The sequence below is a fragment of the Streptomyces sp. T028 genome (assembly GCF_048159505.1).
GTDB lineage: Bacteria > Actinomycetota > Actinomycetes > Streptomycetales > Streptomycetaceae > Streptomyces.
Genome location: NZ_JBLRVZ010000013.1, coordinates 24,703 through 49,577, shown reverse-complemented (window position 1 = coordinate 49,577; position 24,875 = coordinate 24,703). Strand labels below are relative to the sequence as shown.

The 24,875-nt window shown below is 71.3% G+C and carries 21 protein-coding genes and 2 pseudogenes; 9 read left to right on the top strand and 14 right to left on the bottom strand.

Annotation, left to right across the window (positions count from 1 at the left end; translation table 11 throughout):
* Positions 1 to 7: 7 nt before the first annotated feature.
* Both ACLZN2_RS14530 and ACLZN2_RS14525 read right to left on the bottom strand, forming a co-directional pair.
* Positions 8 to 811 (bottom strand): SDR family oxidoreductase, encoded by an 804-nt coding sequence (locus tag ACLZN2_RS14530; RefSeq protein ID WP_416978860.1) that lies wholly within the window; start codon positions 809 to 811, stop codon positions 8 to 10.
* The gene (locus ACLZN2_RS14525; RefSeq protein WP_416978859.1) at positions 808 to 2,004 is read right to left on the bottom strand and encodes an acyl-CoA dehydrogenase family protein; all 1,197 of its coding nucleotides are present in this window, start codon (positions 2,002 to 2,004) and stop codon (positions 808 to 810) included. Before ACLZN2_RS14525 ends, ACLZN2_RS14530 begins: the two co-directional genes overlap by 4 nt.
* 122 nt (positions 2,005 to 2,126) lie before the next feature.
* Here ACLZN2_RS14525 and ACLZN2_RS14520 point away from each other — a divergent pair, with 122 nt between their 5' ends.
* Both ACLZN2_RS14520 and ACLZN2_RS14515 read left to right on the top strand, forming a co-directional pair.
* Positions 2,127 to 3,008, top strand: coding sequence for an enoyl-CoA hydratase (locus ACLZN2_RS14520; protein WP_416978858.1), 882 nt, complete (start codon positions 2,127 to 2,129; stop codon positions 3,006 to 3,008).
* A gap of 45 nt (positions 3,009 to 3,053) precedes the next feature.
* Positions 3,054 to 4,178, top strand: coding sequence for an acyl-CoA dehydrogenase family protein (locus ACLZN2_RS14515; RefSeq protein WP_416978857.1), 1,125 nt, complete (start codon positions 3,054 to 3,056; stop codon positions 4,176 to 4,178).
* On the opposite strand, the gene ACLZN2_RS14510 is transcribed toward ACLZN2_RS14515, so the two are convergent.
* Both ACLZN2_RS14510 and ACLZN2_RS14505 read right to left on the bottom strand, forming a co-directional pair.
* Entirely contained in the window at positions 4,156 to 4,743 is a 588-nt protein-coding gene (locus ACLZN2_RS14510; protein WP_416978856.1) for a PaaI family thioesterase, read from the bottom strand. The two genes, ACLZN2_RS14515 and ACLZN2_RS14510, sit on opposite strands and share 23 nt — an antisense overlap.
* A 17-nt stretch (positions 4,744 to 4,760) precedes the next feature.
* Positions 4,761 to 5,495, bottom strand: a complete 735-nt coding sequence (locus tag ACLZN2_RS14505) for an SDR family NAD(P)-dependent oxidoreductase (RefSeq protein WP_416978855.1) — start codon at positions 5,493 to 5,495, stop codon at positions 4,761 to 4,763.
* 86 nt (positions 5,496 to 5,581) lie between these two features.
* Between ACLZN2_RS14505 and ACLZN2_RS14500 the strand changes: the two genes are divergently transcribed.
* Entirely contained in the window at positions 5,582 to 6,046 is a 465-nt protein-coding gene (locus ACLZN2_RS14500; protein WP_416978854.1) for a VOC family protein, read from the top strand.
* 23 nt (positions 6,047 to 6,069) lie between these two features.
* On the opposite strand, the gene ACLZN2_RS14495 is transcribed toward ACLZN2_RS14500, so the two are convergent.
* The gene (locus ACLZN2_RS14495; RefSeq protein ID WP_416978853.1) at positions 6,070 to 6,954 is read right to left on the bottom strand and encodes an aldo/keto reductase; all 885 of its coding nucleotides are present in this window, start codon (positions 6,952 to 6,954) and stop codon (positions 6,070 to 6,072) included.
* 209 nt (positions 6,955 to 7,163) lie between these two features.
* On the opposite strand from ACLZN2_RS14495, the gene ACLZN2_RS14490 reads away from it, so the two are divergent.
* Together ACLZN2_RS14490 and ACLZN2_RS14485 are read left to right on the top strand one after the other, a co-directional pair.
* Positions 7,164 to 8,042, top strand: coding sequence for a CoA transferase subunit A (locus ACLZN2_RS14490; RefSeq protein ID WP_416978852.1), 879 nt, complete (start codon positions 7,164 to 7,166; stop codon positions 8,040 to 8,042).
* Positions 8,039 to 8,797, top strand: a complete 759-nt coding sequence (locus ACLZN2_RS14485; RefSeq protein WP_416978851.1) for a CoA-transferase subunit beta — start codon at positions 8,039 to 8,041, stop codon at positions 8,795 to 8,797. The genes ACLZN2_RS14490 and ACLZN2_RS14485 overlap by 4 nt, the downstream gene beginning before the upstream one ends.
* On the opposite strand, the gene ACLZN2_RS14480 is transcribed toward ACLZN2_RS14485, so the two are convergent.
* Positions 8,787 to 9,425, bottom strand: a complete 639-nt coding sequence (locus ACLZN2_RS14480) for a TetR/AcrR family transcriptional regulator (RefSeq protein ID WP_416978850.1) — start codon at positions 9,423 to 9,425, stop codon at positions 8,787 to 8,789. The genes ACLZN2_RS14485 and ACLZN2_RS14480 overlap by 11 nt on opposite strands.
* Positions 9,426 to 9,601: 176 nt before the next feature.
* Here ACLZN2_RS14480 and ACLZN2_RS14475 point away from each other — a divergent pair, with 176 nt between their 5' ends.
* Positions 9,602 to 11,215: an AMP-binding protein gene (locus tag ACLZN2_RS14475; protein ID WP_416978849.1), complete on the top strand. Its 1,614-nt coding sequence runs from the start codon at positions 9,602 to 9,604 to the stop codon at positions 11,213 to 11,215.
* 160 nt (positions 11,216 to 11,375) lie between these two features.
* Here ACLZN2_RS14475 and ACLZN2_RS14470 read toward each other — a convergent pair whose 3' ends face one another.
* A complete protein-coding gene (locus ACLZN2_RS14470; protein ID WP_416978848.1) occupies positions 11,376 to 12,596 on the bottom strand; it encodes an acetyl-CoA C-acetyltransferase in 1,221 nt (406 codons plus the stop codon).
* 25 nt (positions 12,597 to 12,621) lie between these two features.
* Complete coding sequence (locus tag ACLZN2_RS14465; protein ID WP_416978847.1) at positions 12,622 to 13,425, bottom strand: SDR family oxidoreductase; 804 nt, start codon at positions 13,423 to 13,425, stop codon at positions 12,622 to 12,624.
* A 196-nt stretch (positions 13,426 to 13,621) separates the two neighbouring features.
* On the opposite strand from ACLZN2_RS14465, the gene ACLZN2_RS14460 reads away from it, so the two are divergent.
* On the top strand, positions 13,622 to 14,116 hold the full coding sequence (locus ACLZN2_RS14460; protein WP_416978846.1) for a nuclear transport factor 2 family protein: 495 nt from the start codon (positions 13,622 to 13,624) through the stop codon (positions 14,114 to 14,116).
* 58 nt (positions 14,117 to 14,174) lie between these two features.
* A complete protein-coding gene (locus ACLZN2_RS14455; protein ID WP_416978845.1) occupies positions 14,175 to 15,767 on the top strand; it encodes an FAD-binding protein in 1,593 nt (530 codons plus the stop codon).
* A gap of 319 nt (positions 15,768 to 16,086) precedes the next feature.
* Here the strand turns inward: ACLZN2_RS14455 and ACLZN2_RS14450 are convergent.
* Positions 16,087 to 16,503: pseudogene (locus ACLZN2_RS14450) on the bottom strand (ABC transporter permease); the annotation flags it as partial.
* Between the two features lie 134 nt (positions 16,504 to 16,637).
* Entirely contained in the window at positions 16,638 to 16,832 is a 195-nt protein-coding gene (locus ACLZN2_RS14445; protein ID WP_416979008.1) for a hypothetical protein, read from the bottom strand.
* A gap of 26 nt (positions 16,833 to 16,858) precedes the next feature.
* On the opposite strand from ACLZN2_RS14445, the pseudogene ACLZN2_RS14440 reads away from it, so the two are divergent.
* Positions 16,859 to 17,293: pseudogene (locus ACLZN2_RS14440) on the top strand (aldehyde dehydrogenase family protein); the annotation flags it as partial.
* A 226-nt stretch (positions 17,294 to 17,519) separates the two neighbouring features.
* On the opposite strand, the gene ACLZN2_RS14435 reads toward ACLZN2_RS14440, so the two are convergent.
* From ACLZN2_RS14435 to ACLZN2_RS14420, 4 genes are all read right to left on the bottom strand, one after another.
* The gene (locus tag ACLZN2_RS14435; RefSeq protein ID WP_416978844.1) at positions 17,520 to 19,838 is read right to left on the bottom strand and encodes a beta-L-arabinofuranosidase domain-containing protein; all 2,319 of its coding nucleotides are present in this window, start codon (positions 19,836 to 19,838) and stop codon (positions 17,520 to 17,522) included.
* Between the two features lie 310 nt (positions 19,839 to 20,148).
* A complete protein-coding gene (locus ACLZN2_RS14430) occupies positions 20,149 to 21,792 on the bottom strand; it encodes a glycoside hydrolase 43 family protein (protein WP_416978843.1) in 1,644 nt (547 codons plus the stop codon).
* A gap of 721 nt (positions 21,793 to 22,513) precedes the next feature.
* Positions 22,514 to 24,115, bottom strand: coding sequence for a HAMP domain-containing sensor histidine kinase (locus ACLZN2_RS14425; RefSeq protein ID WP_416979002.1), 1,602 nt, complete (start codon positions 24,113 to 24,115; stop codon positions 22,514 to 22,516).
* Between the two features lie 2 nt (positions 24,116 to 24,117).
* A complete protein-coding gene (locus tag ACLZN2_RS14420) occupies positions 24,118 to 24,870 on the bottom strand; it encodes a response regulator transcription factor (protein ID WP_416978842.1) in 753 nt (250 codons plus the stop codon).
* Between the last annotated feature and the right edge of the window lie 5 nt (positions 24,871 to 24,875).

The following is a 24,875-nucleotide window of genomic DNA, read 5'->3' as shown; positions in this document are numbered from 1 at the left end:
GGGGACTTCAGGCGTGCTGGCTGCTGACGGAGACGACCTCACCCGTCATGTACGAGGAGTACGCGCTGGCCAGGAACACCATCACGTTGGCCACCTCCCAGGGCTCCGCGGCCCGGCCGAACGCCTCGCGCCCCTTGAGCTCGTCGAGGAACTCCTCGGTGGTGACCTTCGCCAGGAACGGGTGCAGGGCCAGGCTCGGCGAGACCGCGTTGACCCGGATGCCGTGCGGGGCCAGGTCGGCCGCCGCGCTGCGGGTGAGGGCCATCACCCCGGCCTTCGCGGCGGCGTAGTGCGCCTGTCCCTCCTGGGCCCGCCAGCCGACCACCGAGGCGTTGTTCACGATGACACCCCGGCGCTCTGCGCGCACCATCCGGTTGCCGGCGGCGCGGACACAGCGGAACGTCCCGGTGAGGGTGATGTCCAGGACCCGCGACCACTCCTCGTCGGTCATCTCCAGAACCGAACGGGTCCCGCCGAGCCCGGCGTTGTTCACCATCACGTCGACCCCGCCGAACGGCTCCGCCGCGTCCAGCAGGGCGTTCACCTGCTCCTCGCGGGTCACGTCGCACAGGGCGGTGGCGACCCGTTCCGCCCCGAACTCCTCGGCCAGTTCCTTTCCGGCCTCGTTGAGCCGCCGCTCGTGGACGTCGCCGAGGACCACGGCCCGCGCCCCCTCCTCCAGACAGCGCCGTACGACCGCGGAGCCGATGCCCGCTCCGGCGGCGGCGGTGACCACCACGGTCCGGTCCGCCAGCAGCCCGTGTCCGGGCACGTAGTCGGGCGGTGCCTGTCCGGCTCGTCGCGTGTTCATGCCTTCGGCTCCCTGGGCAGGCCGAGCACCCGCTCGGCGATGATGTTGCGCTGGATCTCGTTCGAGCCGCCGTAGATGGTGTCGGCCCGGCTGAACAGGAACAGCCGCTGGAAGGCGTCCAGGTCGTACGGCGGTCCCTGTGCCGCTAGCGAGGAGGCGCCCGCCACCTCCATGGCCAGCTCCCCGAGCCCCCGGTGCCAGGTGCCCCACAGCAGCTTGGCGATCGACGCCTCGGGCCGCTGGGAGCCCGAAGCGCCCAGCATCCGCAGCGCGTTGAGCCGGATGACCTCAAGGCCCATGTGGGCGCGGGTGATCCGGTCCTGGATCACTGGGTCGTCGATGGCGCCCGTTCGCCGGGCCAGCGCCACCACCGCGTCCAGTTCGCGGGCGAAGCCGATCTGCTGGCCGAGCGTGGAGACGCCCCGCTCGAACCCCAGCGTGGCCATGGCGACCTTCCAGCCGTCGCCGGGCGCGCCGACCACGAGCGAGCCGTCGGTCCGCGCGCCGTCGAAGAACACCTCGTTGAACTCGGAGGTGCCGGTTAGCTGGGTGATGGGCCGTACGGTGACGCCTTCCTGCCGCATCGGCACCAGGAGGTACGACAGCCCGGCGTGCCGCACCGAGCCCGGTTCGGTCCGCGCGACCACGAAACACCAGTCGGCCAGGTGTGCGAGGGACGTCCACACCTTCTGGCCGTCGATCACCCACTGTTCCGGTTCTCCGGCCCCCGCCGCCCGCTCCAGCCGGGCCCGGGTGGACACCGCGGCCAGGTCGGAGCCCGCACCCGGCTCGGAGTAGCCCTGGCACCACAGCTCCTCGACGGCCCGGATCGCGGGCAAAAAGCGGTCCTTCTGCTCCTGGGTGCCGAAGGCGATGAGGGTCGGCCCCAGCAGTTCCTCACCCAGGTGGTTGACGCGGGCGGGCCCGTCGGCGCGGGCGTACTCCTCGTGGAACACCACCTGCCGGGCGAGGTCGAGCCCTCTGCCGCCGTACTCCTCGGGCCAGCCGATGCAGGTCCAGCCGTGGGCGGCGAGATGCCGGTCCCAGGTCAGCCGATCCTCGTACGCCTCGTGCTCCCGGCCGGAGCCGCCGAGGCCCCTCAGGCCGGCGAAGTCGCCGGACAGGTGGGTCTCCAGCCAGTCCCGGACCTCACGGCGGAAGGCCTCGTCCTGCGCTGTGCCTGGCAGTTGCACGCTTTCCCCCTCGAAGGTGCCGTCGGTTCACGATCGTGCTGTTCGGGAGCTGGGGCATCGCCTACACTAACCCACCAAGCACTTGTTTGGTATGCATCCGTGGTCCGTGTGAAGGAGCTGGCATGTCCGCTGCGGAGAGCCGCCCGGCCGAGGAGCAGGTCGTCACCTACGAGGTCCGCGGCCCGGTCGCCGTGGTGACGGTGAACCGCCCCCGGTACCGCAACGCGCAGAACTCGAAGGTGACGTACGCCCTCGACGCCGCCTTCACCCGGGCCGTCGACGACGACGCGGTGAAGGTCGTGGTCCTCGCGGGCAGCGGCGAGCACTTCAGCGGTGGCCACGACATCGGCACGCCGGGCCGTGACATCCACGAGAGCTTCGAGCGCAGAGCCGTCATCATGTGGGACCACACCGACAAGGAGGGCGTCGACGCCCGTCTGGCCCGGGAGTCCGAGGTGTACCTGGGGATGTGCCGCCGCTGGCGGGAGATCCCGAAGCCGATGATCGCCATGGTCCAGGGCGCGTGTGTCGCGGGCGGGCTGATGCTGGCCTGGTCCTGCGACTTCATCGTCGCCTCAGAGGACGCCTTCTTCTGCGACCCCGTCGTCCGCATGGGCATCCCGGGCGTGGAGTTCTTCGCCCACCCGTGGGTGATGAACCCGCGCGCGGCCAAGGAGTTCCTGTACACCGGCGACCGCTTCAGCGCCCAGCGGGCGCAGCAGCTCGGCATGGTCAACCATGTCGTGCCCCGCGAGGACCTGGAGTCGACCGTCTTCGCGTTGGCCGAGCGGATCAGCGCGATGCCCCGCTTCGGCCTCGCGCTCACCAAGCGGGCGATCAACCAGGCCGAGGATCTGCAGGGCATGCGCTCCGGCATGGACTCGGTGTTCGGCCTGCACCACGCCGCCCACTCCCACAACGCCGAGGTGAGTGCCGACTCCCTGGCGGGCATGGACGCGCGGGCGATGCGCGACTCGGGACGGCAGGCGGCGGGCGACGCCTGAGGCCGGCCCGCGTTCTGCCCAGGACTCTTCCCGAAGGGGGACCGGATGACGTTCGCGCCCACCGAGGAACAGAACGAACTCGCCGTGACCGTACGGCGTCTGCTGGAGCGCCGCAGTGACAGCGGCGCGGTGCGGGCCGCCGCCGCGCGGGCTCCCGGTTACGACACGGGCCTGTGGCGCACCCTGTGCGATCAGGTGGGTGTGGCGGCCCTGGCCATCCCGGAGTGCTACGGCGGCGCGGGGTTCACCCTGTTCGAAACGCACATGGTGCTGGAGCAGTTGGGCGCCGCGCTGACGCCCTCTCCGCTGCTCGGCTCCGGTGTGCTCGCGGCCCGGGCGCTGCTGCTCAGTGGCGACGAGGCGGCCTGCGAGCGGCTGCTGCCCGGCGTCGCCGAGGGTACCTCGGTGGCGGCCGTCTGCTGGGCCGGTGAGGACGGCCACTGGCGCACCGACCGCAGTGACGTGCGCGCCACGGGCGGGAGAACCTGGTCCCTGACAGGGACGGCCCCCCTGGTCCTGGAGGGCGTCCATGCCGACGTCCTGCTGGTGGTGGCCCGGACCGGACCGGGGCGGGTCGGCCTGTTCGAGGTGGACCCGGACGACGACCGGGTGCGGCGTACGCCCACCCCGGCGATGGACACGACACTGAGCCTGGCCGGGATCGAGTTCGACGCGGCGCCCGCGGCCCCCCTGACCCTCGACGCGTCCGGTCTGCTCTGCACCCTGCACTGCATCGCCGCCGTCGCCGTGACCGCCCTTCAGGTGGGCACCGCCCAGCGGGCGCTCGACATGACCGTGGCCTACAGCAGGGAGCGCGTCCAGTTCGGTCGCCCCATCGGGTCGTTCCAGGCGCTGAAGCACCGTATGGCCGACATGCTGGTCGAGGTCGAGACGGCGAGGTCCGCCTCCTGGGCGGCGGCCCGCGCCGCCGCCGCGGAAGGCGACCCGGAGCTGCCGGCGCGGGCGGCGCTGGCGAAGGCCTGGTGCTCCGAGGCACTGAACAAGGTCGCCGCTGAGACCGTCCAGCTGCACGGCGGAATCGCGATCACCTGGGAGCACGACGCCCAGCTCGTGTTCAAGCGGGCCCACGCGCTGTCCCAGCTGTTCGGTCAGCCGCACGAGCACCGGCAGCGGCTCTTCCGCCAGGTCATCGGTGCGGGACCTCGATGAACACCGCCTCGGCCTCGACCGTGCGCACGCCCTCGCACTCGATCCGTCCGGTGACGCCGACCTTGCGGCCGGAGCGCTCCACGATCTCGGAGCGCAGCAGCAGGGTCCGCTCCAGCGGCGTGCGGGCGAGATAGCGCACGGACAGCGTCCCGGTCACACACAGCAGCCCGGTGGACTGGACGAGGATGCCCAGCATGTTGTCCATCAGCAGGGCGCAGACACCGCCGTGCACCGAGTCGGTGGGGCCTTCGTACAGGGCGTTCGCGACGGTGGCGGCCGTCGCGCTGCGGCCGTCCGCCGCGAACGACACCTCCAGAGGGAGGTGCACCGGGTTGTACCGGTCGAGGAGCACCCGCGGTACGCCGACGGTCTCCGCCACGGGCAGCGGCACGCACCGCGTCCCGGCCCGTTTCTCCAGGACCCGGGTCACGGATGCGAGGGTCTCCGTGACCCGGTCCAACTCCTCACCGGGCAGATCGGTCGTGGCGACGGCGTGGGCCAGCGCCCGCGTGGCCACGACGAGACGTTCCCGCGCCCGGTCCTGCTCCCGTCGCCGGCGGCTCAAGCGACCCCTCCCAGCCGTCACGCGGACTGTCCGCCGTCGACGACGAAGTCCTGGCCCGTGCAGTAGCTCGCCGCGTCACTGGCGAGGAAGGCCACCACGGCGGCCACTTCCGAGGGGGTACCGACCCGGGGGATCGGCTGCCCGGCGACCGCCCCGCCGCCCGCCCGGGTCTCCTCGCTGATCATCGCGGTGTCGACCGCTCCCGGGCAGACGCAGTTGACCCGGATCCCGAACACGCCCAGTTCCTTCGCGGCCGACCTGGTGGCGCCCCGCAGGGCCCACTTCGACGCGGAGTAGGCGAGGCCGCCGGGGTAGCCCGTGAGCCCGGCCGTGGAGGCGATGTTGACGATGGAACCGCCGCGCCCGCGCATCAGCGGAAGCACCGCCTGCATCCCGAGGACGGCTCCCACGAGGTTGACCCTGAGCGTGGCCGCCAGATTCTCCTCGGACAGCTCGGCGAGCGGCTCCTTGATCGCGATGCCCGCGTTGTTGACCAGCACGTCGACCCGCCCGAACCGGTCCGCGGCCTGTTCCATCGCCGCCGCCCAGGCGCCCTTGTCCCCGACGTCGAGCGGACAGGTCAGAGTCTCGCCCCGGATCCGGACGGCGACCGCCCGTGCACTGCTCTCGTCGAGATCGGTGAGGACGACCCGCGCGCCCAGACCCGACAGCGTCCGCGCGTGTTCCGCGCCCTGGCCCTGGCCGGCTCCGGTGACGAAGGCGACCTTGTCCCGCAGGTCCACGGCGTGCATGACCACTACCGGCTCCTTCCGGCCACTGCCCCTTGACCAAGCAACTGCTTGTTAGTCTAACTCCCGGAGCCGTCAGGAGGGCCAGCATGACCTACTCCGTCAACCACGTGGGAATCACCGTCCAGGACCTGGACCGTTCGCTCGACTTCTATGTGCGCCTCCTCGGGGGCGCACGGGTCGGATCCTGGGAGCGCAGCGGTCCGGGGATCGACGCCGTGACCGGGTATCCGGGCGTCGTGGTGCGCCAGGCCTTCGTCCGCCTGTCCCGGGGGGCGACGCTCATCGAACTGCTCCAGTACGAGTACGTCGGAGGCTCCCCGGAGGTGACCGACCCGGACCACGGCCGGGCGGGCTCGGTCCATCTCGCCGTGGACGTGACCGGACTCGACGCCCTGCTCGCCCGTGTCCGGGCGGAGGGTGTCACCGTGCTGTCGGAGCCCATCACGGCCGGAGAGGGCCCGCTGGAGGGCTGTCGTCTCGTCTACGTGCTCGACCCGGACCGGGTCCGGGTCGAACTCGTGGAGCCGCCGGACGCGGGGAGCGCTCCCTGACCGGGGCCCGATCGTCCCCCTGATCAGGGCTCGTCCCGCTCCAGCCGCGCCAGTTCCTCGCCGCTGAGCGCGAGGCCGGCCGCCGCGGCGGAGTCCCGGACCGACTCCGGCCGGCTCGCCCCGGGGATCGGGACCACCACCGGTGACCTGTGCAGCTGCCAGGCGAGCACCACCTGGTACGTGCTGACACCCCGCTCCCGTGCGACGTCCTCGAACGCCGCGTACCGCGCGCCGAGTCCCTTCGCCTGGCGCATCCCGCCGAACGGCCCCCAGGCCAGGAACGCCAGTCCCAGCTCCTCGCACAGCGCGATCTCCGGTTCGCTGGAGCGGAAGCCCGGCGAGTACTCGTTCTCCACCGCGACCAGCGCGTCACCGAGGATCCCGTGCGCCAGCCGGATCTGCTCCGGGTTCGCGTTGGAGATCCCGGCGCGCCGGATCAGCCCCGCCTCGTACAGGCCTCGCAGCGCGCCCATGGTCTCGGCGTAGGGGACCTTCGGGTCGGGCCGGTGGTGCAGGTACAACGGCAGGGCCTCGTACCCCAGGCGGCGCAGCGAGTCCTCGCACGCGCGGCGCAGGTGCTCGGGCCGGCCGTCGACGTCCCACTCCTGGTCGCCGGGCCGCAGATGGCCGCCCTTCGTCGCCACGACCACGTGATCGGCCGAACCCGGGTAAGCCGCGAGGGCCTTGGCCAGCATCGACTCGTTCACGCCGTAACCGGCCGCGGGGCCGTACACGTCCGCGGAGTCGAACAGTGTCACCCCGGCGTCCACGGCCGCGTGGACGGTACGGACCGCCCGTGCCTCGTCGTAGCCGGGCACCTGGGTCAGGGTCATCGCGCCCATGCCCACCGGGAAGACCAGGGTTCCGCCCAGGGTTCGCGTCCTCGCACTGGAAACGGAGTCGGTCATCAGGTCTCCTTCGCGGGTGCTCCACCCGTTCCTGGTCGGCGGGGAGCTGTCGGTCGGCCCAGGCTAACCTAGCAATTGCTTGCTAGGTAGATCCGGGAAGGGGATACGTCGGCCGGTCGCCTCTGATAGATCACATGCTAGGCTTGCAACCAAGCAAGCGCTAGGTGAACATGGGAACTTCGGCTCTCCGGACGCGGGAGGAACTGTCCATGGGTGACAAATCGATGTCCCTGGAGGACTTCGCCGGGACCGTCGAGTCGGGCATGACGATCGGCGTCGGCGGCTGGGGATCACGGCGTAAACCGATGGCGCTGGTGCGTGAACTCCTGCGCACCGACGTCCGTGACCTGACCGTCGTCACGTTCGGCGGACCGGACGTGGGGTTGCTGTGTGCGGCGGGCCGGGTGCGCAAGCTCGTCTACGGCTTCGTCTCGCTGGACAGCATCGCCCTCGACCCGCACTTCCGGGCTGTACGGGAACGGGGCGCCGTCGAGACCGCGGAGTACGACGAGGGCATGTTCGTCACCGGGCTGCGCGCCGCCGCGAACCGGCTGGACTTCCTTCCGACCCGGGCGGGCCTCGGCTCCGACGTCCTCACCATGAACCCCGACCTGGTGACGATCGCCTCCCCGTACTCCGACGACGAGTACGTGGCAATGAAGGCCCTACGGCTCGACGTGGCCCTGGTGCACATCAACCGCGCCGACGCCGCGGGCAACGCCCAGTACCTGGGCCCGGACCCGTACTTCGACGACCTGTTCGCGATGGCAGCCGACCGCTGCTTCGTCAGCACCGAGCGGATCGTCGGGCCCGGGGAACTGCTCGCTGCCGCGCCCGCGCAGTCGGTGCTGATCAGCCGCCTCTTCGTGAACGGGGTGATCGAGGCGCCGCGGGGCGCGCACTTCACCTCGTGCGAGCCCGACTACGGGCGGGACGAGGCCTTCCAGACGCACTACGCGGCGGCGGCGCGGGACACCGAGTCCTGGGACCTGTTCCGCAAGACGTTCCTCGACGGTGACGAGCAGGCATACCACACGGCCGTGGCGGACTTCCACGCCCGGCGCGACGGACAGGAGGAGGGTCGATGACGGAGATCACCCGGGCCGAGGTGTGCGCGGCCGCGTGCGCCGACGTGTGGCGCGACGCCGGCGAGGTGCTGGCGCACGCGGTCGGTGTACTGCCGTCGATCGGGGCGCGGCTCGCCCGGCTGACGACCAGCCCGGACCTGGTCCTCACCGACGGCGAGGCGTACTTCATGAGCGAGCCGCCGCCGCTCGGCCGGACCGCCGCCGACGGGGGAGTGGTCGAGGGCTGGGTGCCTTATCGCCGGGTCTTCGACATCGTCGCCAGCGGGCGCCGGCAGAGCATGATGGGGGCCAGTCAGATCGACCGGTACGGCAACCACAACATCTCGCTCATCGGTGACTGGCGACGCCCGAAGCGGCAGCTCATCGGGGTACGTGGGGCGCCCGGCAACACGGCCAACCACCGCACCGACTACTGGGTGGCCCGACACACGCCCAAGGTTTTCGTCGAGAAGGTGGACGTGGTCTGTGGCGTTGGCAACGACCGCGCCCGAGGCACCAAGGGGCTGGGCTTCCACCACCTGGGCGTGGTGATCACCGACCTCGCGGTTCTCGACTACGACGCCGAGGGGTACCTGCGCGTACGGTCGCTGCATCCCGGTGTCACCGGGGACGAGGTCCGTCGGAACACCGGGTTCGAGATCGACACGAGCGGTGCCACCGAGACCCGCCTGCCCGACGCCGGCGAACTGCGGCTCATCCGCGAGGTCGTCGACCCCCGGGGCCTGCGCGACCGCGAGGTCCCCGTCACCCGGTGACGAGACCGCCGTGCAGCACGCGGAGGTACTGCTCGGCCAGCGCCTCGGCACGGAACTTGCCGCGCGGGCGGTACCACCGCACACTGCACCACACGGTGTCCCGGATGAACCGGTACGTCAGGCTGACGTCGACGTCGGCGCGGAAGGCCCCGGACCGCTGGCCCGCCGTGAGCGTCCGGAGCCAGATCTTCTCGATTTTTTTGCCCAGCTGGTCGACGTACTCGAAACCGGACTGTCCGACGAGGGTGTCCGCCTCGCTCTGATAGAGGGCCACGGCCTCCGGCGTCTCGTGGATGGTGGTGAAGGCGTGGGTGATGAGCTTGTCGAGGATCTCTCCTGGGCCCGTTCCCTCGTTCTCGATCTCCGCGAAGCGCTCGTGGAGCCGCTCCAGGAAGCCCCGGAGGATCTCGTCGAGCATGTCCTCCTTCGAACTGAAGTGGTGGTACAGGCTGCCCGACAGGATGCCCGCCTCGTCGGCGATGTCCCGCACGGTGGTCTGCGTGTACCCGCGGGTGGCGAACAGGCCCGCCGCGATCTGGAGCAGTTCCGCCCTGCGCTCGGAGCCGGTGCCGTTCCTGGCCGCCGTCCGTGCCGGGGCTGCCGCCCGGGCGGGGCGTCGTGCCGCCATGTCGTTCGTCCCTTCCGCCGGGGGCTAGTCCTCCGGCCGGCCAGCGTGTGCTCGAATCCTGCCACAGCTCCCGTTCCCAGCCGTCCCGCTCAACGGGAGGGCGACTTGCGGATCGTGAGCCCAGGCAGTGCACTGCCAGCATACCTACCAAGCATTTGGTTGTTCGGAGGTCTTGTGTGATCGAAGAGCCGGCTCCCTCGACGGTTCCCGGGCTGCTGGCCTGGGCCGCGGAACGCCACGGTGACCATCCCGCAGTCGTCGACGGCGCCGTGGAGGTCGGTTACCGGCAGCTGGCCGAACTCGTCGGGCGGACGGCGCGGGCCTGCACCGCAGTGGGAGTCCGCCCGGGAGACCGGGTCGCGGTGTGGGCCCCCAACCGGCTGGAGTTCATTCTCGCCCTGCTCGGCGCACAGTGCGCCGGGGCGTCCGTGGTGCCCATGAACACCCGCTACCGCGGTCATGAGGCCGCGGTCGTGCTGCGGCGCTCGCGCGCCTCGGTACTCGTCCTCGCGAATGGCTTCCTCGGCGTCGACTACGTGGAGATGCTGCGGACGGCGGCGGCCGAGGAGGCGGTGCCGGAAGAGACCGGTCCTGTCCCGGGGCTGTCCGCGCTGCGGACCGTGGTGGACATCGCCGCGGAACGGTCCTGCGACCCCGTCCTGTCCTGGGGCGCCTTCACCGCCCGCGCGGACGAGGTGCCCGAGGAGGAGGGGGCGCGCATCGCGGCGGCGGTCGGCCCCGACGACATCTGCGACATCATGTTCACCTCCGGCACGACGGGTGTGCCCAAGGGGGTCATGAGCGCCCACCGGCAGACTGTCGGGGCGGCCCTGGTCTGGGCCGACGGCGCGGCCTTGAGCCCCGCCGACCGCTACGCGATCGTCAACCCGTTCTTCCACGGCTTCGGCTACAAGGCCGGCGTGATCGCCGCCCTCACGGCCGGAACCACCGTCTACCCCGTGGCGACGTTCGACGCGGGCCGTCTCCTGGAACTGATCCGGTCTGCCCGTATCTCCGTGCTCCCGGGTGCGCCGACCGTCTTCGTGTCGCTCCTGGACCACCCCCGGCTGACGGAGCTGCGCCCCTCCACCCTGCGCTTCGCGACCGCCGGAGCCGCTACCGTCCCCGAGTCGCTGTTCCGGCGCATGCGCGAGGAGCTGGGCTTCGAGACCGTGGCCCAGGCGTACGGCCTGACCGAGTGCACCGTGGCCACGAGGTCCCGCTCCGGAGAGGATCCCGCCCATGTGGAGCAGACGACCGGTCCCGCCGTGCCGGGTATCGAGATCCGGGTCGTCGACGCGGACGGCGAGGAGGTGGCGCCCGGCCAGGATGGCGAGGTCCTGCTGCGCGGCGACAACGTGATGCTCGGCTACTTCGAGGACGAGGCCGCGACCCGGGCGGCGATCGACGCCGACGGCTGGCTGCGTACCGGGGACGTCGGGCGGCTCGACGAGCACGGCTGTCTGAAGATCACCGACCGGCTCAAGGACATGATCATCGTCGGCGGCTTCAACGTCTATCCGGCAGAGGTGGAGAACGCCCTGGCCGGCCACCCCATGGTCGCCGAGTCCGCGGTGGTCGGGATGCCCGACGCCCGGCTCGGTTCCGTGCCCTGCGCCTACGTGGTCCCGCGCCGGGGCTCGGAACCCTCGGCGCGGGACGTCATCGCGCACTGCAGGGAACGGCTGGCCAACTTCAAGGTGCCACGCAGGGTGATCGTGGTGCCCGAGCTGCCGAGGAACGCCGCCGGCAAGATCCTCAAGACGGGGCTGCGGGAGCGGCTCGGCTGAACACCGGCCACCCGGTGACCGGGCGGCCGGGCCGCCGGGGTGACCGCCGGGCCGTTCGGCGCGGGGCGGCTCGCCGCGTTGCGGGCCCGGCCGCTCGATCACCACGACCGCGCACGCGGCCCGGCACCTGCCCTCTCCGGGCCCGCCGCCGGGCAACCGCTCAGCCGAGCCGCTCGATCACCATGGCCATGCCCTGGCCGCCGGCCACGCACATGGTCGCCAGGCCGAACCGGCCGTCCCGCTCCTGGAGGGCGTGGATGAGTGTCGTGGTGATCCGGGCCCCCGTCATGCCGAAAGGGTGACCGAGCGCGATCGCGCCGCCGTTGACGTTGACCCGTTCCGGGTCGGCCCCCAACTGGCGCACGGAGGGGACCACCTGCGCGGCGAACGCCTCGTTGAACTCGAACAGGTCGATGTCGCCCACGGCGAGTCCGGCCCGCCGCAGCGCCTGACGGCTCGCCTCCACGGGGCCGAGGCCCATGATCTCCGGGCTGAGCGCGGACACCCCGGTGGAGACGATCCGCGCCAGCGGGGTGAGGCCCAGCTCGCTCGCGCGGCGGTCGCTCATCACGACCAGGGCCGCCGCCCCGTCGTTCAGCGGGCAGCAGTTGGCGGCGGTGACGGTCCCGTCCGGCCGGAACACCGGCTTGAGCGCCGACACCTTCTCCACCGTCACCCCCTTGCGGGGCCCGTCGTCGGCGGCGACCACGCTGCCGTCCGGAAGGGTCACCGGCGTGATGTCCCGCTTCCAGAACCCCCGTGCCTCGGCCGCCTCCGCCAACTGCTGGCTGCGGACCGCGAACTCGTCCTGCTCGCGCCGCGACACCCCGCACATCAGCGCCACGTTCTCGGCGGTGTCGCCCATGCCGATGTAGGCGTCGGGCAGGTCACCGGCAACCCGCGGATCGGTCCAGTCCGTACCCTCGCCCGCGGCGCGGCGGGCGGTGCGCTCGGCGGCCCGCGCGTACACCGGGTTGCGGGTGTCCGGCATCCCGTCGGCTTTGCCCCTGCCGAACCGTGAGACCATCTCCACCCCGGCCGACACGAACACCTCGCCCTCTCCCGCCCGGACGGCGTGGAAGGCCATCCGGGTCGTCTGCAGCGACGAGGAGCAGTACCGCTGGACCGTGGTGCCCGGCACGGTGTCGAGGCCGAGCCGCAGCGCGGTCATCCGGGCCAGGTTGTAGCCCTGTTCGCCGGCCGGCTGCGCACAGCCCAGCATCAGGTCGGCGACCTCGGACGGATCGAGCGCGGGCACCTCGGCGAGCGCGGCCCCGACGATCTGTGCGGCGATGTCGTCGGGGCGCAGATCCCTGAGCGATCCCTTGTACGCCCGCCCTATGGGTGAGCGCACGGCGGACACGATCACTGCTTCGGGCATGGGGACTCCCCTTGGTGGTCGGGATTCATCGTTCGCGTGACCTCGCGGTCAGCGCAGCGGTGTTGGGCGAGTGCTGGAGGAAGGCCGGCCACTCGCCCCCACCGTCCACGTTCAGCACGGCGCCGGTGATGTGCGCGGCGAGCGGGGAGGCGAGCAGGAGACAGGCCGCGCCGATGTCGCCGGGTCCGGCGAAGACGCCACGCGGGATCGTCGCCGCGACCCGGGCCGTCTGCTCCGCGTCGCCGTAGTGGTCCGTGGACCCCGGTGTCGCCACCAGCCCGCAGCTGACGGCGTTGACCCGCACCCGGGGCGCCCACTCCACGGCCAGCGTGGTGGTCAGGCTCTCCAGGGCCGCCTTCGCCGCGCCGTAGACGGCGGACCCGGGGCTGGGCCGCCGGGCGCTGATGGAGCTGATGTTGAGCACCACACCGCCGTCGTCCTGGGCGTCCATGACCGGGAAGACCGCGCGGCTGACGAAGGCCGGGGCGAGGAAGTTGAGGTCGGTGACCTTGCGGTGGAAGCGGGGCGAGGCGGTGGCGAAGTCGGCGAACGGCGCGCCGCCCGCGTTGTTGACCGCGACGTCGATCCGGCCCCGGCGGGCCGTGATGTCCTCGACCCAGCGGTCGACCTGGTCCGGGTCGCGTACGTCGACCTTGCTGAAGTGCGCCGTCCGGTCCTCGACCGTTCGAGCGGCACCCGGCGTGCCGCGCCCGCAGATCTCGACCTGCGCGCCCGCCCTCAGGAACACCTCCACGATGCCCTCACCGACGCCCCTGGCCCCTCCTGTGACCAGGACGACCTTCCCCGACATGTCCAACTGGATCGGCATGGCGACACCCTAGCCACGAAACCAATCAAGCGCTAGGTAGGTACACGGCGATGACCAAGCATTTGCTTGGCTCGTGTAGTCGTGGCGCGGGCCGTTCCCGGTCGTCGGGACCTGTCGTGGCAGGCGGGCTGTCCCGGTCCGACACTCGCTCCACCGGCCTGTTCGTCCGTACCTGCCACCGACCGGAGGAATCACCATGACGCTCGCTACCGTCCCGCCGCCCGAGCAGGGGCCCACGGACCATGCGTACGCGGACGGCGCGGAACTGCGCGCCCTGGCCGAGCGCTACGCGGCGGCGCTGGACCGTGGGGACCGCGAGGACTATCTCTCCGTGTTCACCCGGGACGGCGTCGTGGTGATCCACGGCCCGGACGGATCCGTGGTGCAGGAGCGCCGGGGGCCGGCGGAACTCCTCAAGGAGTTCGACGACCTCGGCGGGTTCGACCGGGTTCACCACCTCGTCGGTGGGCATGTGGCGGAGGTGACCGACGGCGGCGGATCGGCCACCGCGGTGGTCTCGGCGGAGGCGCATCACCACAGCACGGGGACCGACGGGAACGCCACCGATCTGTACTGCCCGGTCCGTTACCACGACTCCTGCGTACGTACGGCCGAAGGCTGGCGGATCGCCCGCCGGGAGGTCTTCCCGCTCTGGTACGACCTGCGCACCGTCACCGCGCCCCCCTGGTGACACCGGCCCCGCCCATCGCTCCCTCCCCAGCCACCCGCACGACCGAGGAGTCACGGACATGACCGACGAGGCGACGACCACCGACTGGGACGAGGAGTGCGACGTTCTCGTTGTCGGCTCCGGCGGAGGCGGGCTGACCGGCGCCTGCACGACCGCCGCCGCCGGGCTCGACACGCTGGTGGTCGAGAAGACCGGCTACTACGGCGGAACCACCGCGTATGCCGGCGCCTGCCTGTGGCTGCCCGGCAACGCGGCCCAGTCGAGAGCCGGGGTCGAGGACTCGGCCGAACTGGGCAGGTCCTACTTCCGGGCGATCGTCGGCGACAGCACCCCGGCCGACCTGCAGGACGCGTACATCGACAACGCGGGCCCGACAGTCGACTTCCTGGAGCAGGACCACGACGTCCTCTTCGAACACCGGCCCTTCCCCGACTACTTCGACGCCCCCGGCCGGTTCCCGCTCGGGCGCGGTGTGTTCCCCGTGGAGTACCCGGCACCGGAGGCCGGCGACGACCTGCTGGCGGCGGTCCGGCCCGCGGCCTGGGAGGAGCGCCTCGGCGTCCGGGGCCCGGAGGGACCGTTCACGGACGGACGCGCGCTGATCGCCCGGCTGCTGGTGGCCCTGCGGGCGACCGGGCGCGGCAGGACCCGCCTGCGCACCGCCCTCACCGCCCTGGTCACGGACGCCGACGGGGCCGTCACCGGCGCGGAGCTGAGCACCTCCGACGGAGAGGGGACGCTTCGCGTCCGCGCCCGCAAGGGTGTCCTTCTCGCGGCCGGCGGCTTCGAGGCCAGCCACCGGCTGCGCCGCGAGTGGCAGCGACTGCCCGGCGCCGAGTGGACGATGGGTGCCCCCGGCGGCAACACGGGCGACGCCATCCTCGCTGCCCAGGCGATCGGAGCCGACACCGCGCTGCTCGCCGAGTCCTGGTGGTGCCCGTCGGTGCTCTTCCCGGACGGCTCGGCCAACTTCGCCCTGGGCTTCCGCGGCGGAGTGTTCGTCGACCGCCACGGCCGCCGCTTCGCCAACGAGTGCCTGCCCTACGACCGCATGGGCCGCGCGATGCTCGCCGCCGACGTCGGCAACGCGCCCGACCGGCCGGTGTGGTGGGTCTTCGACGGCCGTTGGGGAGAGGAACCGCCCGGTATCGTCGTGGTCCCGGCCGACCGCAAGTCCTTCGCGGAGGCGGGTCTCTGGCACACCGCCGACACCCTGGACGAACTGGCCGCGTCCACCGGTGTCGACGCCGCAGGACTCACCGAGACCGTACGTCTCTTCAACACCTACGCGGCCGACGGTGTCGACGCCGACCACCACCGGGGCGAGGACGCGTACGACAGGTTCTTCGCCGACGGCACCGGACCCAACCCGGGCCTTGTGCCGATCGAGCGGGGCCCCTTCCACGCGGTGCGGCTCGTGCTGGGCGACCTCGGCACCAAGGGAGGACTGCGCACGGACACCACGGCCCGGGTCCTGCGCGCGGACGGGGCGGTGATACCGGGCCTCTACGCCACCGGCAACACCATGGCGTCGGTGGCGGGCCCGTACTACCCCGGGCCCGGGGCGCCGATCGGCTCGGCGATGGTCTTCGGACACCTCGCCGGGCGTCACCTGGCCGACCGCGGAGCCGGCTCCGGGCGGATTCCGTAGCGGGGCACGGGAGGGCACGACGGAGGTGCCGCGGTGACCGGGCCCCGGCGTGAGGCCGCCGCGAGCGGTCCGAGGCCGAACCGGTCCCGGACGTCATGTACTCCGGGGAGGGCGCAGGATGGGCCGCCGCCGGCGCGGTGGCCGCGAATCGCCGGTCGACCCCTCGCAGCGGACCGACGGGCGAGGGGCCGAGCAGGGAGGCGGGGCGGACCCTCAGTCGTCGAGGGCGTGGAACACCACGTCGAGGAAGGCGTCGAGGGACTGCGGGTAGGCGCTGTGGGCGGCGCCCTTTCTCGGTCATCACGTTCTGCGCGTCGGTGATCATGTTGCCCCAGTTCGGCTGGGGAGGCTGCACCCCGAGACCGAGGAAGCCCAGTCCGGCTTCGGTCAGGATGGCCGTCGCGGCGAACAGCATCACCTGGGTGAGGGCCGGACCGGCCACGGCGGGAAGGATGTGCCGACGGCGCACCTGTCCCGGAGTCGGTCCGGCCACGCGTGCCGCGGTCAAGAAGAGTTCCGTACGGGCCTCGGCGGACGCCGCGCGCACCACCCGGATGGGAACGGGCCAGGCGAGGACACCCAGGGTGAGCATGGCGGCCGTCTCGTCGGAACCGAAGATCGCCAGCACCACCAGGAGGATGATGAGACCCGGGCTGGCCTGGATCAGCTCGGTCACCCGCATCACCACGGTGTCCAGGCGCCCCCCGGTGGAGCCGGAGACCAGACCGACCGTCACACCGATCACGGTGAAGACGACCACCGCCACGAGGGCTCCGCTGAGGGTCACCTGCCCGCCGTGCAGCAGACGGCTGAGCACGTCGCGGCCGAGCGAGTCGGTGCCCAGCGGATGGGCCCCGGAGGGCGGTTTGTTCACCGCGCCGTAGTCCTGCGCCAGCGCGGAGTGGGGCGCGACGAGCCCGGCCAGGGCGCAGCGAGGACGACGAGGGTCAGGACGGCCAGTGAGACCACGGCGCTGGGGCGTCGGAGGACGACCCGCAGGAAGTGCGGCCGGGCCTGTTGCCCGGTCCGCCCGGCCGGGGTGGTCGGTTCGATGTCGACGGTCATGCGGCCCTACCTTCAAGGTCGACTCCTACGTCCGGCGGGGCGTGGCCGAGGGGGCGCATCTCGTCACCGGCGGCAGCCGGGAGAACGGCGCGCTGGAGCGGGGCAACTTCTACCGCCCGACGGTCTTCGGCGGCGTCCACGACGACATGGCCATCGCCCGCGAGGAGATCTTCGGCCCGGTGCTCCCCGTACTCGCCTACGACGATCCGGACGAACTGGCCACACGGGTGAACGACAGCGACTACGGCCTCGCGGCGGCCCTGTGGACCCGGGACCTGTCCACCGCCCACCATCTCGCCTCCCGGGTCCGGGCCGGTGCGGTCTTCGTGAACATGCTGCCGATCCCGGACAGCGCGGCGCCCTGGGGCGGGTTCAAGGCCAGCGGCTGGGGCCGCGAGATGGGGAAGTACGCCCTCGACGTGTACACCGAGGTCAAGGGCGTCTGGATGCATCTGGGCTGAGCCCGGGCGGTGCCCGGTCAAAAGCGTCGTCACAGTGACGCACCGGGGGTACGGGGTTCCGGCCGCCGTCGGTGCACCCCGGTCGGTCTCCTGCCGCGGAGCCCTGACCCGCCCGGCACCGGTCGGCCATCGGCTGAGGCCCGGGAACCAGGTTGACCCGGTGGGAAGGGAGCGTCCACGGCCGGCCTGAGGCGTGGACGCTCCCTTCCCGGAGGGGGCAGCAGCGCTAATTGCGCACGACGCGCCACCGGTTGTCGGCCGTGCCGTCGTCCGAGTCCTGGACCACGAACGCGCCGACGGCGGTGGAGCCGCCCGCGACGGCGAGGAGTTTGCCGCTGTTCTCGTTACGGATCTTGTAGGTGCCGTCGTTCTGGTCCAGCAGGCTCCAGCGGTGGTCGGCGGTTCCGGAGTCCGACCATTGCAGGACGGTCGCGTCGTCGGCCGTGGACATGTCCTGGACGCCAAGGACCTTGCCGCTGTGGGCGTTGCGGATGCGGAAGGCGGCGCCGTCGTTGACCAGCTCCCAGTTGTGGTCGGCCGTGCCGCTGTCGTTCCACTGCAGGGCCCGGCCGCCGTCGGCCGTGGACATGTTCTGGATGCCCAGGACGAGACCGCTGTCGGCGTTGAGGAGGCGGACGGTGGGGGCAGAGCCGATGCTCCAGTAGACCGTGTAGTTGTGGCCGTGCGCGTCATGGAACGGTCCGAGGTCGACGGTCGTGCCGTTCGCGGTGGCGGTGAAGGTGAGCGGGCCGGTGGCGGTCCGCTTGATCGTGGACGTGTCCAAGGAGGGCGGGGAACTCAGCGCGGTGTCACCGTAGTCACCGGACAGGACGAGCGGTCCGTAGGTGATCGCGGCGACCTTGGAGTTGTCGTTGGCCGGCCGCATGATGATCCGCATGGGCAGGCGGACGGTCACCGTGTCGCCGGCGGTCCAGGAGCGGGTGAGGACGGCGTAGCTGCCGGGGGTGGCGGTGACGTTCTGCGGTGTGCCGTTGACGCTGATCACGGCCCCGGTGGTCCAGCCCGGGATACGGATGCGCATCGTCCACGTCCCGGAGGCGTTGCCCGTGACGACCAGGGTGCTGGTGTCGGTCGCCGGGAAGGACGTGGTCTGTGTGACGGTGAGGCCGCGCTCGGTCCAGGTGAGGACGGACGGCACGAACAGGTTCACGGTGAGGGTGCTGCCGCCGTCGTGGAAGTAGACGGAGTCCATCAGCCGGGTGTGCATCTCCAGGCCCGTGCCCTGGCAGCACCAGAAGGTGGTGTAGTCGGTGCTCCAGGTGCCACCGCCCCAGGCCGGGCCCACACCGCGCCGGCCCCCGGGCTTGAGGGGAGTGAAGTAGGTGACGTGGCCGTGCGGGTCGGCCGGGTTCTGCTGGCCGATCATCTGGTTGAGCCACGCCTGCTCGTAGTAGTCGAACAGAGCCGCCCGGTCCGGGGTGAGGGCGTAGAGCTCCCGGGTGAGACTGAGCATGTTGACGGTGTTGCAGCTCTCGCAGGTGTCCTGGTTCAGGTAGGCGGCGATGGCGTTGGGAGCGCGGAAGTGCTCTGCCTGGCTGTTGCCGCCGATCGCGTAGGTGTGGGTGCCGACGCAGATGTTCCAGGCGTTGGTCGCGATGTCCCGGTAGCGCGTGGTGCCGGTGGCCTTGTACTCACGGGCGGCGCCGATCCACTTCGGTACCTGGGTGTTGGCGTGCAGCCCGCTGAGTGCGTCCGTGCCGGCCGCCAGCGGGTCGAACACCGTGGCGTGGTCGAACCGCTTGGCCACGGTCAGCCAGCGGTCGTCCCCCGTCTGCTGGTAGAGGTCGGTCAGTACGGTGTTCATACCGCCGAACTCCGTGCCGAGCATGGCCTGTGTCTGCGCCGTGGTGAGCCGGCCGGTGCGCGTGTCGACCCAGCCCGCCAGGGCCAGCAGTACGCTGCGGGCCTGGGTGCTGCCGACGTAGCGCCACACGTCCAACAGGCCGGCGAGGGTCTTGTGGATCGTGTAGTACGGCACGTTGCCGTTGCTCAGGGTTCGTGCTTCCAGGGCGGTGATGTCGGACTCGGGGTAGCCGGAGAGATATCCGGTGCCGAAGCCGACGGCGCCGTTGTTGGCCTGGCACTTGGCCAGTTCCGCGACCATGTACGCCGCCTTGTCCCGGCACACGGTGTCCCCGGTCACGGCGTACAGCTGGGCCCAGGCGGTGAGGAAGTGCCCCTGGACGTGGCTGCGGAAGGGGAACGACGGCGCGTCCCAGCCGCCGTTCGCGGTGGCGCCGCCCGTGGACAGACCGTGGTTGGCGCGGAAGACGTACAGCAGACGGTCCGCGTCGACGAACCGCAGGTAGCTGCTGGTGCGGTTCTGGTTGTCCAGCCACCGGCTCGCGGTCAGCCGGATCTGGCCGAAGTCGAAGGGGTGTGCCAGCACCCCGATGTCCGCGCGGGCCGGAGGTACGACGGCGGCGCGCGCGGGGGCACTGCCGAGCAGGGGCCCGGCGGAGGAGGCGACGACTGTGGCCCCGGCCACCTGCAGGAGGCGGCGTCTGCTGACGGAGGAAGACATCGTGTGCCCTTTCCATGACGGGGGGAGACTCTGGTCGGTGGTTCGGACGACGCGGAAGGACCGGTCGGCGTACGAGGGCGGGTGCCTTCCCCCTGGCTGGAGGGCCGGGCCCCGCTCCCGTCGCTGTCCTGTTCCTGGTTGCGGGGAGGTTCTTTGCCCGGGCCGTCGCCACGACCGGCGGCGGGTTGTGAGCCGCCGAGGTGGCACGCGAGGTGAGCGCGGTGTCCGGCGTTTTTTCGGTGACGGCCGACGCGAGCGCCGGGTCCCGGGCGGGGCACGCTCCGGCGACCACGCAGGGGCGGTTGCCCGGTCAGGGGCTGGTCAGTTCGAACCGGGTGACCTTGACCGAGCCGCCGAGCGCCTGGGTGGCGTAGTTGAAGATGGCGTACCGGTAGCCCATGAAGAACCGCCACTCGTTGCCCATCGTGAACGCGGGCCCGAGACGGACGAAGGTGGTGCCGTCCGTGCTGTAGGAGAAAGTTCCCGGTCGGGCCGCGCCGGGGCGGATGTCCGCGTCCGCGCGCAGCCAGACGCGGCCTCCCGAGATGTCGGCGCTCGCGACCTCGGTGCCGGTGCCGGTGGTGTTGTAGCTGCTGTCCATGGTCAGGCCGTTCACCATCACCACCCGCGTCGCGCCGCTGTCGCGCTTGACGCCGATCCAGGCGGAGGAGTTGCGCAGCAGCGCGAGCCCGGCTCGGTCGCCGTCCTTCATGGCCGAGTGGTCGAGCTGGATCGTCGCGGTGGACGTGGGGCCCTGGATGCGGTGGGTGAGGGTGTTCCGGGCCCAGTACAGGTCGTCCGTGACGGTGGCGGTCCGGAGGGTGAGGCCGTTGTTGACGGACCACCTGCTGTTGTCGGGGTTGTGGTTCCACTCCCACTTCGGTGTGAGGGCCGTCCCGGCGAAGGTGTCGACGCCGGTCAGCGGGGTGACCTGGCGGGGCGGGGCCGGGACGGCGGGGGTGGGGTAGGAGGCGCCCCAGGCGTTGCTGACGAGTTGTACGGTCGGCCAGCCGTCCGAGGTCCAGGTGATGGGGGCGAGGACGGGGATGCGGCCGCCGGGGTAGGCGTCGACGAAGGCCATGTAGTACCAGGCACCGTTCTGGGTCTGGACGAGTCCGCCCTGGTGCGGGACACCGCCGCCGGAGACCGGTCCGGGCAGGTCGAGCAGAACCTGCCGCAGGGTGTAGGGCCCGAAGGGGCCGCTGGTGGACTTCAGGACGTACTGCCCGTTCGCCGGACGGGTGAGAAAGATGTAGTGGTTGCCGTTGATCTTGTAGAAGCGGGAGCCCTCAAGGGCCCCGACACTCGAGGGCGTGGTGAAGACCTGCTGGGTCCGGACCTGACTGCGTCCGTCCGCGGAGAGTTGGGCGACGTTGATGGTCGTGTTGCCGTAGGCCACGTACATGGTGTCGTCATCGTCGATGAGCAGGCCCGCGTCGTAGTAGGCGTTGTCGATCGTTGTGAGCCTGCTCCAGGTGCCGTCGACGGACGTCGCGGTGTAAATGTACGTCTTGGAGAAGTCGATCTGCCCCAGCCAGTAGAACGTCTTGTTGCTCGGGCGGTAGTTGAGGGACGAGGCCCAGACGCCCCTGACATAGCCCCGCGCGCCGTTCAGGTCGTACTTCGCGCCGAAGTCCAGCGTCGGCACGGAGTGACCGGCGAACTCCCAGTTGACCAGGTCGTAACTGCGCAGGACGGGTGCCCCCGGCGAGTAGTGCATCGTGGAGGCCGAGCAGTAGTAGGTGTTGCCGACCCGGATGATGTCGATGTCCGCGAAGTCCTGCCAGATCACCGGGTTGGTGTAGGAGGCGGCGACGGCCTCGGGACTCGCCGCGGTGGGCGTGGACGCTGCCGCGCGTGCTCCGGAGGCGGCAGGCACCGAGGCCCCGGCCAACAGACCGGTGACCGTGGTCAGCGCTGTGCGGCGACTGTGCTCTTGGTTGAGCCATGACATGGGCGATCGCTCTCCTTCGTGTGACGGGACCGGACGTCAGCGGGTGACGGTGGTACCCGACGAGGTGCGTTGCGTCAGGGGGGAGATGCCGGGGCGTCGGTTCCCCGGCGCACAGACCTCGGGTGTCGCGCGTGGCAGTGGGCCGGGCCAGGGTCATGGACCGATCACCTGGGGGCTCCCGCCGGATGGTGGGGACACCCGGCTGCCGTGACAGGGCAGGGGCGCCCAGCCGCCAGGGAAGCTGGGAACCGTCTGGTCGTTGCTGTTGCTGTGCCGCTGCCGTTGCCGTTGCCGTTGCGGACGAGTACGCCGTGGCTGATGTCCTCAGGACGGTCAGGGCTGCACGGCGGAGGCGCGGACGAAGACGTGGTGTGTCCGCAGGCATACGGACTCCATGGGCGGTCGGGGCCCGCCGTACGACCACCATGCGCGTCGTCGTGCGTCCGGCGTGGTGGCGCGTGGGAGGGCCTTGCCGATGCTGATGATGCGGGTGCTGTCGTGCCTGGGTCGTGCCGCGTGCCCGGATCGACCCGACGGTCATGTTCGATATCACGACCATCGACCGGCCCGTCGGTCGCCATGGATACTAGAAGGCTCGGAGGGAACGTCAATACCTCTCGCACCGAACGTCTCGACCGCACCCGTCCGCGCTCGCCAGGGGTGCGGCATCCCGTGCTCGGAGATGACGGACGACGACCGCCTCGGCGATCTCCTCCGCGGCCTACTGCCCTGCCCGCGTTCGGACGTCACCGTCACAGTGCTCGCCCGGAACACATGGGTGATCGTCCCGTTCCACGGGGTGGGCGACGGGAAGGAGAAGGCGGAAAGTACAGCCCGGGCCGGGAAGGGTGTCCAGTTCCAGCCGACCGCCATGGTTCGCGGCGATGGCCGACGCGATGGCGAGGCCGAGGCCGGACCCCGCTTCGGCCTCCGTGCCGGGGCCTGCGGCGGCTCGGTAGAACCGGTCGAAGACGTGGGGCGCCTCGTCGGGTCCGATGCCGGGGCCGCCGTCGGAGACCTCGACCACGCAGACCGGGACGCCCGGCGGCAACGGAGGACAGACGCTGCTCCGTCCGGGGCGGTCCGTGCCCATGGCTCCCGCGTCGGTCCGCGTGGTGCCGACCCCGACCCCGACACGGACCCAGGTCCCGGCGGGGGTGTGGACACAGGCGTTGGCCAAGAGGTTTTCCATCACCTGAGCGAGCTGGTGCGGATCGCCGAGTGTCTCCACGACGGCGAGCTCGCCGTCCTGGCCGGCCTCGTGACCGTCGCCCACCGGCTCCAGGCCGACGCGGTGGCCGCAATGACGTACGGCCGCGGTCGTCACCGCGTCGGCGGCCAGGGCGAGCATGTCGACGGTCTCCCGTTTGAGCCGTGGCGCGTCGCCGAGCTTGGCGAGCGTGAACAGATCGCCCACCATGCGCGTCATACGGTCGGTGTTGTGCGCGATCTGCTCGTACGCCTCGGTGCGCCGCCGGTCGCTCATCCCGGGCTCGTGGAGGAGGAGTTCCGCGAAGCCCTGGATCGAGGTGAGCGGCGTGCGCAGTTCGTGGCCGGAGTCGGTCATGAAGCGGCTCAGACGGGTCTCGGACGCCTCGGCACGTCGCAGGGCGGCGCGCAATCGGTCGAGCATGGTGTTCAGCGCGAGACCGAGGCGGCCGACCTCGGTGTTCGGGTCGAGTGCGGGAACACCGAGGTCCAGAGCACCGTCCGTGATGCGCTGCGCCGCGTGCTCGATCCTGGTGAGCGGTCGCAGGCCGAGACGGACCGCGGCGTTGCTCAGCAGGACGACACCGAGGGCGACACCCGCGTCCAGCACGAGGCCGAACCAGAGGAGTGTGGTGGTTGCGCCGTCCACGGTGTCGAGGGGGAGCGCCACCACGGCGCGCATGTTCCGGGGCCCGGAGTCGGTCACGAGCCGCCAACTCCGTTCCCGGTTCCCGGTGTCGGCCCGTACTGTGACGGGCTCGTTGTCGGCCGACTGCAGACCGGCGTCCGTCTCCGGCAGGGGAGGGCCCGGCCCGTCGCCGAGGGAGTCCGCGAGCAAGAGGCCGTCGGTGCCGTAGAAGTACACGTGGTAGTCCGAGGGCAGACCGTCGTCGGGGTCGGGATGCCGCAGCGCTCCGGTGTCGGCGATCTGCAGGTACACGTGGGCGGGGGGACGGAAGTCGAGGAGCCGGTCGTCGATCTGGTCGATGAGCCAGGACCGCAGCGCGATCAGCCCGGCGATCTGGCACACGAGCACCGCAGCCGCGGCCGGCAGGCAGGCCATCCAGATGAGGCGTCCGCGCAGGGAGCGAGGTCGCGACGGTCGCAGCCGCATTCTCACGGGGCGGCCGTCCCGGCTCCCTGGCGGGGCAGGCGCAGGCAGTAGCCGACCCCTCGGACGGTGTGGATCAGAGCGGGCGGTGTCTGGTCGATCTTGCGGCGGAGATTCTTCACGTACGTGTCGACGATGCGGGTGTCGCCCGCGAAGTCGTACTTCCACACCAGCCGTAGGATCTCGGCCTTCTCCAGCACACGCTCGGGGTGGGACAGCAGACAGGTAAGCAGCCGGAACTCGGTGGGGGACAGTTTCAAAGGCCGGTCGGCACGCTGTACGTCGTGTGTGCCCTCGTCCAGGATCAGATCGGCATAGCGCAACTCTCGCCGAGGGCTCCACGCGGACGCGGGGGCGCTGCCCCGGCGCAGGATGGCCCGGATCCGCAGCAGTACCTCCTGTACATGGAAGGGCTTGGTCACGTAGTCGTCACCGCCGGAGCTGAGCCCGACGATCCGGTCCTCTACCTCGCCTCGGGCGGTGAGGAACAGGACAGGGGTGTACGCACCCAGCGTCCGTAACTCCCGGGTCAGCACGAAGCCGTCGGTGTCCGGGAGCATCACGTCCATCAGAATGAGGTCCGGGCTGCGGCGGCCCGCTTCGAACATGGCCTCCTGCCCGGTACCGGCGAGCACCACCGCGTAACCCGCGGCGCGCAGGGCGGACGTGAGCAGGGCGCGGATACCCGGGTCGTCCTCCACGACCAGAACGGTGTGGCGGGCACCGGGCGTCGACGGGGCGGCATCGTTCTGGCTCACGGCTC

Excerpts from the sequence above, each read along its gene's own strand:
- ACLZN2_RS14530 (WP_416978860.1), bottom strand. The coding sequence starts at position 811 with ATGAACACGCGACGAGCCGGACAGGCACCGCCCGACTACGTGCCCGGA.
- ACLZN2_RS14520 (WP_416978858.1), top strand. The coding sequence starts at position 2,127 with ATGTCCGCTGCGGAGAGCCGCCCGGCCGAGGAGCAGGTCGTCACCTAC.
- ACLZN2_RS14515 (WP_416978857.1), top strand. The coding sequence starts at position 3,054 with ATGACGTTCGCGCCCACCGAGGAACAGAACGAACTCGCCGTGACCGTA.
- ACLZN2_RS14505 (WP_416978855.1), bottom strand. The coding sequence starts at position 5,495 with ATGCACGCCGTGGACCTGCGGGACAAGGTCGCCTTCGTCACCGGAGCC.
- ACLZN2_RS14500 (WP_416978854.1), top strand. The coding sequence starts at position 5,582 with ATGACCTACTCCGTCAACCACGTGGGAATCACCGTCCAGGACCTGGAC.
- ACLZN2_RS14495 (WP_416978853.1), bottom strand. The coding sequence starts at position 6,954 with ATGACCGACTCCGTTTCCAGTGCGAGGACGCGAACCCTGGGCGGAACC.
- ACLZN2_RS14490 (WP_416978852.1), top strand. The coding sequence starts at position 7,164 with ATGGGTGACAAATCGATGTCCCTGGAGGACTTCGCCGGGACCGTCGAG.
- ACLZN2_RS14485 (WP_416978851.1), top strand. The coding sequence starts at position 8,039 with ATGACGGAGATCACCCGGGCCGAGGTGTGCGCGGCCGCGTGCGCCGAC.
- ACLZN2_RS14480 (WP_416978850.1), bottom strand. The coding sequence starts at position 9,425 with ATGGCGGCACGACGCCCCGCCCGGGCGGCAGCCCCGGCACGGACGGCG.
- ACLZN2_RS14470 (WP_416978848.1), bottom strand. The coding sequence starts at position 12,596 with ATGCCCGAAGCAGTGATCGTGTCCGCCGTGCGCTCACCCATAGGGCGG.
- ACLZN2_RS14465 (WP_416978847.1), bottom strand. The coding sequence starts at position 13,425 with ATGCCGATCCAGTTGGACATGTCGGGGAAGGTCGTCCTGGTCACAGGA.
- ACLZN2_RS14460 (WP_416978846.1), top strand. The coding sequence starts at position 13,622 with ATGACGCTCGCTACCGTCCCGCCGCCCGAGCAGGGGCCCACGGACCAT.
- ACLZN2_RS14455 (WP_416978845.1), top strand. The coding sequence starts at position 14,175 with ATGACCGACGAGGCGACGACCACCGACTGGGACGAGGAGTGCGACGTT.
- ACLZN2_RS14445 (WP_416979008.1), bottom strand. The coding sequence starts at position 16,832 with ATGACCGTCGACATCGAACCGACCACCCCGGCCGGGCGGACCGGGCAA.
- ACLZN2_RS14435 (WP_416978844.1), bottom strand. The coding sequence starts at position 19,838 with ATGTCTTCCTCCGTCAGCAGACGCCGCCTCCTGCAGGTGGCCGGGGCC.
- ACLZN2_RS14430 (WP_416978843.1), bottom strand. The coding sequence starts at position 21,792 with ATGTCATGGCTCAACCAAGAGCACAGTCGCCGCACAGCGCTGACCACG.
- ACLZN2_RS14425 (WP_416979002.1), bottom strand. The coding sequence starts at position 24,115 with ATGCGGCTGCGACCGTCGCGACCTCGCTCCCTGCGCGGACGCCTCATC.